Source organism: Streptomyces boetiae, from assembly GCF_031845405.1.
In the GTDB taxonomy this organism is placed as follows: Bacteria; Actinomycetota; Actinomycetes; order Streptomycetales; family Streptomycetaceae; genus Streptomyces; species Streptomyces boetiae.
Map to the genome: position 1 here is coordinate 82159 of NZ_JAVREN010000025.1, position 12381 is coordinate 94539.

Sequence of the window (12381 nt, forward strand, 5' to 3'; positions counted from 1 at the left end):
CCCCGTTCGGCCCCCTCGGCCCGGTCAGCCCTGGAGGACGGTCAGCGGCACCTGCACCGCGACCGGGAGGCCCGCGGACGTGTCCGCGGCCCAGGCGCGGCCGGGCACGGACAGCGGGCGCAGGTGCTCCGGGGCCAGCCGCACGCCGATCACCTCGCCCTCGGCGAGGTTCTTCGGCCCCAGCAGCAGGCCGCGCCGGGAGCGCCGGGCCACGCCGATCCAGCCCATGCCGGTCATCACACCCTCCGCCGTGCCCGCCAGCAGCAGCCCCAGCCGGCGGTCGCGCCCGGCCGAGGCGACCGCGCGCAGCACCTTGTCGGCACGGCCGGTGGTCAGCAGCTCCGCGTCGTCCACGACGACCACCGCGGGCCGTCCCTCGACCTCCGCCAGCGCCGCCTCCAGCGCGTCGGCCGCCGGGTCGGGGTCCTCCAGCACCCGGGCCAGGCCGTGCGCGCCGAGCCGCCGCAGCGGCGAGTCCCGGGGAGTGAGCGCCACCAGGGCCGTTCCGCCTGTCACGAGCGAGACGCACATCGCCGCCAGCGCCGTGGACCGGCCGCTGCGCGGCGGCCCGACGACCGCGAAGGAGCCGGGCTCGGCCGCGAAGTCGACGCCCAGGGGACCTGCCTCGTCGCCGCCGACTCCGTACAGCGCCCACAGCGGGCGGCGGTTCTCCTCCGGCACCATCCCGGCCGCCTCCGCGTAGCCGATGCCGGACGGCAGCGCCTCGACGCGGAACGGCCGCAGACCGGCCGCCACGCCGCCGTCCCTGGCCGCGGCCCGCCGGCCGATGGCGCGCAGCGCGTCGGCCTGGTCGCCGCCCCGGGCCAGGGCGTTCAGCGGCAGGGTCAGGATCTGGCCCTCCGTGCCGCCGGGGGCGAACCAGCCCCGGCCCGGCGGGACGTGCTGCGGCACGGCCTTGCGGTTGACGCCGACCACGGCGTAGTCCATGCGGTCGGCCTGGCGCAGCAGGAGGCGCCGGTCGTTGTGCTGGCCGGCCCGCCCGCCGAGCAGCCTGCGCTCGGAGGTGGCGACCACGTGGAGGCCGGCCGCGGCGCCCTCGCGCAGCAGGCGCATCAGGTCCTCCGTCATCCGGCCGCCGTCGAGCTTCTCCAGCTCCTCGACCAGCGCGTCCCAGCCGTCGATCAGCAGCAGCAGGTGGGCGGGGCGCTCGGGGGCGGGGAGCTTGGCGCGCAGCTCGGTGAGGGAGGCGGCGCTCTCCCGGGCGAGGGCGGCCTGACGGGCCGTCAGCTCCGTCAGGAGGCGACGCACGAGGCGGCCCAGCCGCTCGGGGTCGAGGCGGGAGACGACCGCGCCGCAGTGCGGCAGGTCCTCCAGCGGCGCCAGGCCCCCGCCGGCGGCGTCGATGCCGTAGACGTGGAGCTGGTCGGTGGTCAGGTGCAGCGCGGCCGAGCCGGCGACGGTGCGCAGCACCTGCGTGCGGCCGGAGCGCGGCGCGCCGATCACGTACAGGTGGCCGAAGGTCGCGAAGTCGAGGTGGCCGGGCACCTGTTGCTGCCGGGAGGGCATGTCGAACAGGACATAGGGGACGGGCGGCAGGCGCCGGGCGCGGGGCGCGGGGTCCCGGGGTGGTTCCTCCAGCGGGATCTCCGCCGGCAGCGGCGGCAGCCAGGGGCGCGGCTGGGGCCGGAAGTCCGGCAGGGAGGCGGCGGCCTCGCGCACCGCCGCCACCAGGGCGGTCAGGTCCGTGGGCGGGTCCCCCGGGCGCCGCTCCCGCGCCTCCACGCCCTCCGCGGGTCCGGCCTCGGCCTCGGCGCCGCCGGGGCCGGCGTCGGCCCCGGGCTCGGCATCGGGCTCGGCCCCGGGCTCGGCATCGGGCTCGGCATCGGGCTCGGCATCGGGCTCGGCATCGGGCTCGGCATCGGGCTCGGCGGGCGGCGCGAGGGGCCGGCCGAGCCCGTCCCAGGTCAGCTCGGTGCTCCGCACGGCGCGGCGCCCGCCACCCGCGCCGTGCCCGTCCGCCTCGCCCTCCGCGGGGCGTTCGGCGCCGACGAAGGCGGTCTGGAACGGCAGCGGCGGGCCGTCGCCGCGCCGGACGAGCGCCCGGCCGGGCGTTGCCGGGGAAATCGACGCGGCTCCGGCCGAGTTGATGATGTCCTGGCTCTCGGTGCGGTCGGTGACGCGCAGCGCGATGCGGAGGTTGGTGTTGGCGCGGATCTCGTTGCTGACCGAGCCGGCGGGGCGCTGGGTGGCCAGCAGCAGGTGCAGGCCGAGCGAACGGCCGCGCTGGGCCAGGCTGATGAGGCCGGGCACGAACTCGGCGAGTTCGCGCACGAGGGTGGCGAACTCGTCGATGACCAGCAGCAGGCGCGGCAGCGGCGGCAGTTCGGGCTCGCGGGCGCGCTTGGCGCGGTACTCGCGGTGGTCCTTGACGCCGACGTCGGCCAGCAACTGCTCGCGGCGGCGCAGTTCGGCGTCGAGCGAGGCCAGGGCGCGCTGGGTGAGGTGGCCGTCGAGGTCGGTGATCATTCCGAGGGTGTGCGGGAGTTCGGCGCACTCGCGGAAGGCACTGCCGCCCTTGTAGTCGATGAGGACGAACGTCATCTCGTCCGGCCGGTTGGCGGCGGCCAGCGAGGCGATCATGGCCTGGAGCAGCTCGGACTTGCCCGATCCCGTGGTGCCGCCGATCAGGCCGTGGGGGCCGTCCGCGACGAGGTCCAGGGCGGCCGTTCCCTCGAAGCCGGCGCCGACGGCGAAGGAGGTGGAGGCGGGCCGCCGCTCCCAGGCCCGGACCAGGGCCCGGGCGTCGGGCGGTTCCTGGCCGATGAGCGGCAGGAGCCTGACCTGGGTGGGCAGGCCCGCGTCGGCCTCGACGGTCACGTCCCGGAGCGGGGCCAGGGTGCGGGCGACCTCCTCGCACCAGGGCGGGTCCACCTGGTCGGCGCGGATGCCGCGCACGGCGGGGTTGCCGGAGGTGCGCACGGTCAGCCGGTCGCCGGTGGCGGTGACGACGGCGCGGCACTCCTCGGGGAGCAGGGATTCCCGCTCGTCCAGGCAGACGCTGAAGACCCGCACGCCCGGGCCCTGGGTGAGGATGCTGACGACGCCGGGCAGGTCGCGCAGCCGGTAGGCGCCGTCCATGACGACGAGCACATCCGGGGCGGTGGCGGGGGTCCTGCGGCCCGCGCCGGCGCCGGCGGCCTCGGCCCGGGCCTGGATGTCGGCGTACAGCTCGCTGACACGGCGGGCCGTGGACTCCTCGTCGTTGCCCAGGGTGATCAGGGGCGGCCCGGCGGGCCCGGAGCGGTGCGGGCGCAGGTGCCGCAGCCAGCGCACCCAGGCCCAGTCCTGGGCGTTGCCCTTCTCGGTGAGGACGACGACGCGCAGGTCGCGTGGGCTGTGCAGGACGGCGGCCTGGACGACGGCCCAGCGGGCGACGGCCCGCGCGGTGGCCGGGGTGCCGGTGAGGCCGAGGACGCCGAGCTGGGGCAGCTCGGCACCGATGGGGACCTCGGCCAGCCGCCAGTGCACGGTGCGGTGGTTGGACTCCCTGGCCTGGTCGGAGATGCGCTTGAGGGAGGGCCGGGTGGTGGTGCCCAGCCGCAGGGTGAGGTAGTCGGGATGGTGGCGGCGGCGCTCCCACAGCTGGTGCCCGGGCCCGGTGGCGGTCAGCAGCACGGCGGCGGGGTCGGGGGCGGCGAGGTTGCGCTGGTGGCGCTCCTCGACGGTGGCGCGGCGCATCTCGGCCTCCAGCGCCGCGCGCCGCAGCCGGTAGCGGCGCACCTGCTCCTCGTGCCGCGTGCGGTTGGCGCGGCGGCCGGTGACCCAGTTGCCCACCGCCATCAGCGGGGTGAGGACGATGAGGATCAGGAAGTAGAAGGACCGGAAGAGCGTGATCATGGCCAGGCCCAGGACCAGCGGCGAGATCATCATCATGAACGGGAACGGCCGCGGCCCGGGCGGCGCGGGCGGCCCGGGCAGCGTGAGGTTCTCGGCGTCCAGGTGCGGGGCGATGCGCGGGGGGCGGCTGTAGTCCAGCGTGAGGCCGCGCGCGGCGGGCCTGACGGCGGCGTCGGGCTCGAACGGCGCGGTCAGCCGCAGGAGATGGTCCCCGAGCGCCAGGTCGGCGTAGGGCGGCCAGGGCCGCGAGCCGTCGGAGGGAGGCGGCAGCGCGCCGGGCGGGGGCGGCGGCGGGCGCAGGGGCAGGCCGTCGGGTCCGGTGGGCGCGGGCTCGGCGCTGTGGCCGCCTGGTCCGCCGTCCACCGCGCCGGCCGGCTCCTCGTCGGTGAGCGGGGTGCCGGTCTCGGGGTCGACGGGGGGCGGCGGGGTGAGGCTGCGCAGGCCGCAGCGCTCGGCGTCGGCGTCGGGCGGCAGGAGGAAGGAGGCGGAGCCGTCCGCGTGCACGGTGATCCAGACGCCGCGCTCGGGCGTTCCGCCGTCGCCATCCCCGGCGGCGAGGCGGATGGCGGAGCCGCGGTCGGTGCCGGCCTCGTGGCGGCCGGGGCCGAGCCGCCACACCCGGCCCGCCCCGGGGCCCGAGACGTGGCGCAGTTCGAGGAGTTCGGGGTCGCCGGGCGGGGGCCGCCAGGCGTTGGCCGCCGAGGCGCGGGGCGGGGCGGGGGCGCCGAGCCCGAGGAGCGCGCCGTCGCGGACGCCTCCGGCGGCCAGGGGCGCGTCGTCGTCCAGGGGGCGCTCGCCGAGGTAGAGGCGCGGGGCGTGGAGCGCGGCGGCCAGTTCGGCGACGGTGGCGTCCTCGGGCAACTCGACGAGGTAGTCCGCGAGCCGGCCCTGCGGGTCGGCGGTGGTGAGGGTCAGGTTCACGGGCGTTCCTGGGAAATCGGACGGGCGGGGGCGAGGGCCGGGGGCGGCACGGGCGCCGGGGCGCGCACGGGCGGCGCCTCCTCCACTCCGTCCTCCGCGAACTGCGGCCCGGCCGGGACCACTTGATCCAGGGCGTCCTCCTCCGCCCGGTCCAGCTCGTCCTCCTCCGGCTCGGCGAAGGAGTGCCCCGCGCCCGGCGGGACTGGCGGCAGCACGGGAGGCAGCGAGGCGAGCACGCGGGCGAGGGCCCGGCCCAGGGCGTTGCCCGAAACCAGCAGCGGCGTGCCGGCCACGGCGACCTGGCCGTGCCGGTCGGTCAGCAGGGTGCGCGTGTAGCCGCGGCCCGGCCCGAGCAGCACGGTCCGCGTGCCTCCCGACTCGCTGGGCGACGCGGCGAGTTCGGGCGGCAGCGGATCGGGCAGCTCGGCGGTGACGAGCACCGGGGCCACGCCGAGGCGCGGCCTCAGCTCGCGGGCGGTCCGGTACGCGGCGCGCACCGGCAAGCCGGGAAACGCCCGGTGCACGCCCTCGGCCACCACGACCAGGCCCTCGGGCAGCCGGGCGTCGAGCTGCGCGGCGACCGCCTGGTGGAGGGCGACGCGCCCGCGCCGGTCACCCTCCACGCTCAGCAGCGGGGGGCCGACCGCCAGGTCGAGGAAGGCACAACGGCCCCGCGACTCGCCGAGCGCGACGAGCACGGCGGGCGGCCGGTCGGGTACGGGGACCACCGGCGGCAGCGCGGCGCGTTCGGCGGTCCAGTGGCCGGGGCCCTCGTCCTCGTCGCGCCACCAGGGGCCTTCCTCGGGCGGGTGGGCGTCCCCGCCGGCCAGCAGCACCGTCACGGTGTCCGCGCCGACCAGGGCCGCGTACGGCCGGCCTCCCGCTGGCGCGGCGGCCTCGCGGGCGGCGGCCAGGGCCCGTTCGGCGTCGCGCCAGGTCACGTGGGCGCGCAGCCCGCGCACGAGGACGCGCAGCGACCGCCGGTGGCGCAGCCAGGCCCGGAAGGGCGCGGCGAAGGCGTGGGCCGTGAGCGCGGCCTCCCGCCTCGCGCGCTGCCAGGCGGCACGCCAGCCGCCCAGGCGCATCGCGAGGTGACGCAGGATCAGGAAGGCCACGAGCAGGGCGGCGAGAATCCCCAGCCACCGGAAGATGGTGTCGCGGTGCCGACTGACGAAGTCGAGCGGGTCTGTGGTCGTCATGCCGCCGGGAGGTCCCGTCGCAGGGCGGAGAGGGCGTAGTGCAGCCGGGACTTGACGGTGCCGCCGGGGACGCCGAGCCGGCGGGCGACGTCCGCGCGGGAGCGGTCGTAGAGGTAGACGTGGACCACGACCTCGCGGTGCCGGGGGGAGAGCCGGGCCAGGGAGGGGACGAGGGTCACGCGCTCCGCGACGGTGGCGGCCATCTCGGCGCCGCCGTCGGCGGCCCGGTGCAGCAGGGAGGCGGGCAGGATGCCCACCGGCAGGGCGCGGTCGCGGCGGCGGGCGTCGATGGCGAGGTTGCGGGCGACGGTGTGCAGCCAGGCGGCGAGGTGGTCCTCGCTGCCGTGGAACGCGCCCTCGCCGTCGGAGAACTCGTCGGCCGCGAGCCAGGCGCGGAGCATGGTCTCCTGCACGATGTCCTCCGCGCGGTGCGCGTCCCCCGCGGTCAGCCGGCTGACGTAGCGCAGCAGCCCGTCGCGGTAGCGCTCGGCCGCGGGCGTCCGCGGGTGCGCGCCGGCCGAGGGGCGCGGAACCGGGGCGGCTCCGGTGGCAACGGCGGGCGCCGCAAGGGCCGTTAACGAGGGACGGGCCGCCGGGGGCGCCGGCTTCGCGTGAGACATTCTCTGTTCCCCTATCGCAATGCGGCTGCGCCGCTCGACCGGTCGCGCAACATTCGATCTTGTTTACGATCCTAAAGGGCGGCGTTCGAATACCACGACTTGAACTCCGGGTTAAATCGAGGGGCCGCACCCCCGGGCCGGGGAGGGCCGCGCCGTCCAGCCGCCAACCCGATTGGCATATCGGATGATGGAGCGACTTTCCCGCCCCTATCGGGGCATATTGACGTGGTCACGTCGGGCGCCTTCTCATGAATGGAGTGACCATCCGTCCATGGCGAGACGAGGAGAGCACCCATGACGGCTCAGACCACGCCCGGCGCACACGCCCCGGCCCTCCCCGTCGACATCGAGGCCCTGTGCGACGTGCAGACGCTCGTATCGGGCCTGGAGCTGGGCCTGTTCGCCCTGCTGTCCGAGGGGCCCGCGGACGAGGAGACCATCCGCCGGCGTCTCGGGCTGGACGGACGCGGGCTGGCGCACTGGCTCGGCCTGCTGGTCTCCAACGGACTGCTGGAGCGGGAGGCGGACCGTTACCGCAACGGCCCCGCCGCCGAGGCCCACCTGGTGCCCGGGGGCCCCTCCTACCTCGGGGACGTCTTGCGCCTGCGCCTCTTCCCCGCGCTGCTCGGCCTCACCGAGTCGCTGCGCACCGGTGCGCCAAGCGACAGCCGGGAGTTCATGGACGCCGTGCACCGGCTGGAGATCCTGCGCCAGTTCGCCAACAGGATGGACAGCATGACGGGCCCACTCGCCGGGCAGCTCCTGTCCGCCTACGAGGGCTGGGGCCGCCACCGCTTCGTGCTGGACGTCGGCGGCTGCCGGGGCGGCGTGCTCGCGCACGTCCTGGCCGCCCACCCCGGCCTGCGTGGCGGCGTCTTCGACCTGCCCACCATGGCCCCGCTGTTCGCGGAGCGGATGGCCGGGGCCGGGCTGGCGGACCGGGCGGCCTTCCACGCGGGCGACTTCTTCGCCGACCCGCTCCCCCGCGCGGACCTGGTGATGATCGGCCACGTCCTGGTGGACTGGAGCGCCGAGCAGCGCGCCTTCCTGGTGCGCAAGGCCTTCGAGAGCCTGGAGCCCGGCGGCGCCCTGCTGGTCTACGACCGCATGCTCGGGCACCCGGCCGCGGACGCCGAGCGCGTGAACCTGCGCGTCAGCCTCTCCATGCTGGTGCTCACCCGGGGCGGCGGCTCCTACGTCCCCGGGGAGCTGCGCGCCCACGCCACAGCCGCCGGGTTCTCCTCGGTGGCCTTCCGCGCCTTCGGGGACTCCGACACCCTGGCCGTCTGCCGCAAGGAGGCGACGCGCGGGCCCACCGGGACGTAGGGCCTCGTCGCGGCGGGGCCGCGCTCCCGGCGGGCGTCCCGCCGGGAGCGCTCACCGGGCCCCGGCGCGCCGTGACGGAGGACGTGTGCCGGCCGGGCGGTACGCTTTGCATCCCTTCACACCCGAACTCCCAAGGGATCAGCATGAGTTTGCCCCTCCGCAGGCGGTCGGCGACGGTCGCGATCGTCCTGGCCGCCGCCGTCGTGGCCGGCACGCAGGCCGTGGCCGCCACCGAGGCGCCGGCCGTCCCGGCCCCGGCGGACCCCGCGCCGGCGGGCCCCGCGCCGGCCGAGGACTCGGCGCCGGCCGCCGGGTCCGGCCTGGCCGAGCCGGACCTGGAGGGGGTGCGCGCGGCGCTGCTGCGCGCGACGGAGCTGGGCGCGCCCGGGGCGATGGCCCGCATCGACGGCCCGGAGGGGGTCTCCCGCCTCGCCGTGGGCGAGCGCGACGCGGACACGGGCCTGCCGATGACCACCCGCGCGCGCTTCCGCGTGGGCAGCGTGACGAAGACCTTCACCTCGGTGGTGCTGCTCCAGCTCATCGGGGAGGGGGCGGCCGGCCTGGACGACCCGGTGAACCGGCACCTGCCGGGCCTGCTGCCCGACGACCGGATCACCCTGCGCCACCTGCTCAGCCACCGCAGCGGCCTGTGGGACTACACCAACGACATGTTCGCGCGGACCGTCCCCGGCTTCGAGTCGGTGCGCGACCGCGTCTTCTCGCTCCAGGAGCTGGTGGACCTCTCGCTCAGCCGCCCGCTGACCGTGGAGCCGGGGTCCGCGTACGCGTACTCCAACAGCAACTTCGTGGTCGCCGGCATGCTGATCGAGCGCCTGACCGGGGCCTCCCTGGCCGACGCCTACCGCGAGCGGATCATTCAGCCGCTGGACCTGGACGACACCTTCTACGTCCACCCGCGCACCCGCATCCCCGGCACGCACATCAGCGGCCACCTCACCCCCGACGAGGCCGGCCTGCCGCTGGTCGACTCCACACGCCAGACGGCTTCCTGGGCGCAGTCGGCCGGGGCGATGATCTCCAGCCCGGCGGACCTCAACCGGTTCGTCGGCGCCCTGACCGAGGGCGAACTCCTGGGCACGGAGCAGCTCGACGCCATGCTCACCATGACGCCGACCGACGCGACCAACACCCGCTTCTACGGCCTGGGCCTGCGCCGCTACGCCCTCTCCTGCGGCCTCTCGGTCCTCGGCCACACCGGCACCGTGCAGGGCTTCTACACCTACGCCTTCACCACCGAGGACGGCGAGCGCCGCCTGACGGCCATGGCCAACGCCTCCAACAACGGCCCGGTGAACACCGCCCTGGGCGGCACCCTGGAGGCGGCCTTCTGCGGCGAACGCCCGGCAAGCGCGACGGCCGAGGAGCGGACGTTCGCCCCCGCGGCCGAGGAGGACCTGCCCACCCGGCTCCTCCCGGCGGCGACCGGCGCCGAACGCCCGTAGTCGGGGCGGCCGTTCGGGAAGGCGCCCGGCCTCAGGCGCGACCGGACGCGGCGCCGGTGGTGAGGGTCATGCCCGCGGCGCGCAGGCGGGTCACCAGGGCGTCGCCCAGGGCGGTGGCCGGGGTGAGCACGCCGCCGGGCGTCGGGGGCAGGGCGGCGCGGTCGAGGGCCAGGGCGAGCGCGGCCTCGCCGAGCATGACGGCCGTGGCGGCGTACCCGGGGTCGCCCTGCGCGCGGACACGGGCGGTCAGGCGGGCGCCGGTGGTGGTGCGGGCGAAGAAGTCGGCCGTGAAGTGGCCCTCGCGGCGCAGCTTCTCGCCGGGCCCGTCCCCCGGCTTGGGCAGCAGCCGGTCCAGGGCCCAGCGGGTGGGCGGGAGGGCGAGCCCTGCCGTCAGCGCGCCGAGCCCGGCCTGGACCCCGGCCGCGAGCAGCGGGGAGAGCGGCGAGGTGCCCACGCTCATGGCTTCCCGGTAGCGCAGGCCGCTCCCGTAGGCGTGGCCGAGGAGGGCGTTGCTGCGCCGCACCACGCGGGTGTTGAAGGGGGCCATGACGAAGGGGGCGAGCGTTCCCCGCAGGGCCGGGCTGACCTCGCGGGCCGGGATGCGGGCCAGGTCGCTCTGCCGTCCGAGGCGGGGTTCGGCGGAACGGTCGGGGCTGAGGGCGTAGGGGTGCGCGGCGAGCCTGCGGGCGGCGGGGTCGCGCTTCATCACGTCGATCTGATGGCGCAGGGAGTCGATGGTCCCGCCGCTGAAGCCCCCGCGCAGGGCGGTGAGGACCAGGGTGACCTCGGCCAGCTCTCCGGCGTCCTCGGCCCGTGCCCGCTCGTGGAGGAGGTGGACGCCGAGGTCGGAGGGCACCGAGTCGAAGCCGCAGGCGTTCACGATCCGTGCGCCGGTGGCGCGTGCCTGTCCGTGGTGGGCGTCGATGCAGTCCCGGACGAACAGGACCTCGCCGCACAGGTCCGCGTAGTCGGTGCCGGCGCGGGCGCAGGCGGCGACCAGCTCCTTGCCGTACTTGCCGTAGGGGCCGACGGTGGTGAGGACGACGTGGGCGGCGCCGGCGATCCGCTCCAGGGCCTCGCGGTCGTCGGCCTCGGCCACCAGCAGCGGCCAGTCGCCGGCCCGTTCGCCGAGTCCGGAGCGCACCGTCTCCAGCCTGGGGCGGGAACGGCCGGCCAGGGCGATCCGGGTCTTCTCGGGCGCGCTGCGAGCGAGATGGGCGGCGACGAGCCTGCCCACGAAGCCCGTGGCGCCGTAGACGACGATGTCGAGTTCGCGGTCGCGGTCCCCGGGGCGGGGGTCCGCGTCGGGCTGGTTCCCGGCCATGCCGGTCTCCTTCCGGGTCGGCGGGCGCTCCGGCGGGGGCGCGACGGCAGCCTATTGCACCTAGTTGCATAATGACAGGAGCGGGGGGCGGCGGTCAGGCCAGCGCCGCGCGGACGCGGGAGCGGGCGGTGGCGGCGTCCGGGGCGGTGCGGGCCAGGCGGGCCAGCTCGCGGCAGTCCGCGAGGGTGCGGGAGGCCAGGGCCGCGCGGACCTCGGGCAGCGCGCCGGGCGCGGCGGAGAGGCTGCCGACGCCCAGGCCCGTCAGTACGAGCGCGAGCGCCGGGTCGGCCGCCGCCTCGCCGCAGACGCCGACCGGGCGGCCGTGCCGGGCGCCGGCCTCCGCGGTCAGGTGCACCAGGTCCAGGAGCGCGGGCTGCCAGGGGTCGAGCAGCGCTGCCAGCCCGGTCAGGGTGCGGTCGGCGGCGAAGGCGTACTGGGAGAGGTCGTTGGTGCCGATGCTGAGGAAGTCGCAGCCCTGGGCCAGCTCCCCGGCGCGCAGGGCGGCGGCGGGGACCTCGACCATGGCCCCGGCGCGGGGCAGGCCGTGGGCGCGGACGCGCTCGGCGAAGGCGGCGGCCTCGGCGGGCAGGGAGACCATGGGGGCCATCACCCAGACCTCGGTGGCGCTGCCCTCGGCGGCGCGGGCGAGGGCCAGGAGCTGGTCGTCCAGCAGCTTCGGGTCGCGGGCCGCGGTGCGCAGGCCGCGGACGCCCAGGGCCGGGTTCTGCTCCTCGGCCTCGCCGGCGGGCGCGGCGAACTGCAGGGGCTTGTCGGCGCCCGCGTCCAGGGTCCTGACGACGACGCGGCGGCCGGCGAAGGCAGCGAACACCCGGGCGTAGGCGGCCGTCTGCTCCTCCACGGTGGGCGCCTGGGCGCGGTCCAGGAAGAGGAACTCGGTGCGGAAGAGGCCCACGCCCTCGCTGTCGGCCGCCGCGGCGGCGGGCAGCTCGTTCGGCGCGCCGAGGTTGATCAGCAGCTTGACGGGGTGGCCGTCGGCGGTGCGGCCGGGGCCGGTGAGCGCGGCGGCCCGCCGGCGGCGTTGCTCCTGGGCGGCGGCGGCCGAGGCGACCGACTCCGGCGGCGGGTCGGCCTCGACGGTACCGGCGGCGCCGTCCACCAGGACCAGACGCCCGTCGGTCAGGGCGGCGGCCCCGGGGCACCCGACCACGGCGGGGACGCCGAGGCTGCGGGCCAGGATGGCGGTGTGACTGGTGGGCCCGCCCTGCTCGGTGACCAGGGCGATGACCTTGGCGGGGTCCAGCAGGGCGGTGTCGGCGGGCGCGAGGTCCGCGGCGACCAGGACATGGGGGTGGCCGGGGTCGGGCAGCCCGGGCATGGGCAGGCCGAGGAGGCGGGCGACGGCGCGGTCGCGCAGGTCGTCCAGGTCGGCCACCCGCTCCGCGAAGAGCCCGCCGACCGCCTCCAGGGCGGCGCGGAACTCCCCGAAGGCGGCCATCAGCGCGTGCGGGCCGTCGGTGCCGCCGTGCACCAGGGCCTCGGCGCGGTCGGCCAGGGCCGGGTCGCTGACCATCATGACCTGGGCGGAGAGCACCTCTGCGGCGAGGCTGGGGGCCGCCGCGGCGCGCTGTTCGAGCGCCACGGCGACCTCCTTCAGGGCGGCGCGGACCGCCGCGGCCTCGGCCGGTGCCTCCGCGGCGGGGAGGGCGCGG

The 12381-nt window shown here is 77.1% G+C and carries 7 protein-coding genes; 2 read left to right on the top strand and 5 right to left on the bottom strand.

The features are described 5' to 3' along the window. Window positions 1–24: 24 nt before the first annotated feature. The 3 genes from RM780_RS17530 to RM780_RS17540 are packed head-to-tail and all read right to left on the bottom strand — an operon-like array spanning window position 25 to window position 6598. Window positions 25–4779 (bottom strand): FtsK/SpoIIIE domain-containing protein, encoded by a 4755-nt coding sequence (locus RM780_RS17530; protein ID WP_311631688.1) that lies wholly within the window; start codon window positions 4777–4779, stop codon window positions 25–27. Further along, on the bottom strand, window positions 4776–5978 hold the full coding sequence (locus tag RM780_RS17535) for a hypothetical protein (RefSeq protein WP_311631689.1): 1203 nt from the start codon (window positions 5976–5978) through the stop codon (window positions 4776–4778). Before RM780_RS17535 ends, RM780_RS17530 begins: the two co-directional genes overlap by 4 nt. Beyond that, window positions 5975–6598: a sigma-70 family RNA polymerase sigma factor gene (locus tag RM780_RS17540; RefSeq protein ID WP_311631690.1), complete on the bottom strand. Its 624-nt coding sequence runs from the start codon at window positions 6596–6598 to the stop codon at window positions 5975–5977. Before RM780_RS17540 ends, RM780_RS17535 begins: the two co-directional genes overlap by 4 nt. A gap of 294 nt (window positions 6599–6892) precedes the next feature. On the opposite strand from RM780_RS17540, the gene RM780_RS17545 reads away from it, so the two are divergent. Next, on the top strand, window positions 6893–7924 hold the full coding sequence (locus RM780_RS17545; RefSeq protein ID WP_311631691.1) for a methyltransferase: 1032 nt from the start codon (window positions 6893–6895) through the stop codon (window positions 7922–7924). A gap of 143 nt (window positions 7925–8067) precedes the next feature. Continuing rightward, window positions 8068–9387 carry a serine hydrolase domain-containing protein gene (locus tag RM780_RS17550; RefSeq protein ID WP_311631692.1) on the top strand — a complete coding sequence of 440 codons (1320 nt, stop codon included), beginning with the start codon at window positions 8068–8070 and terminating at the stop codon, window positions 9385–9387. A gap of 31 nt (window positions 9388–9418) precedes the next feature. On the opposite strand, the gene RM780_RS17555 is transcribed toward RM780_RS17550, so the two are convergent. After that, the gene (locus RM780_RS17555) at window positions 9419–10711 is read right to left on the bottom strand and encodes a saccharopine dehydrogenase family protein (RefSeq protein ID WP_311631693.1); all 1293 of its coding nucleotides are present in this window, start codon (window positions 10709–10711) and stop codon (window positions 9419–9421) included. Window positions 10712–10805: 94 nt separating this feature from the next. Further along, window positions 10806–12381 (bottom strand): phosphoenolpyruvate--protein phosphotransferase (locus RM780_RS17560; protein WP_311631694.1); only part of this gene is annotated, 1576 nt, incomplete at its 5' end.

What these genes read in the sequence shown, in the direction of transcription:
- RM780_RS17545 (WP_311631691.1), top strand. Translation starts at nt 6,893, where the DNA reads ATGACGGCTCAGACCACGCCCGGCGCACACGCCCCGGCCCTCCCCGTC.
- RM780_RS17550 (WP_311631692.1), top strand. Translation starts at nt 8,068, where the DNA reads ATGAGTTTGCCCCTCCGCAGGCGGTCGGCGACGGTCGCGATCGTCCTG.
- RM780_RS17540 (WP_311631690.1), bottom strand. Translation starts at nt 6,598, where the DNA reads ATGTCTCACGCGAAGCCGGCGCCCCCGGCGGCCCGTCCCTCGTTAACG.
- RM780_RS17535 (WP_311631689.1), bottom strand. Translation starts at nt 5,978, where the DNA reads ATGACGACCACAGACCCGCTCGACTTCGTCAGTCGGCACCGCGACACC.
- RM780_RS17555 (WP_311631693.1), bottom strand. Translation starts at nt 10,711, where the DNA reads ATGGCCGGGAACCAGCCCGACGCGGACCCCCGCCCCGGGGACCGCGAC.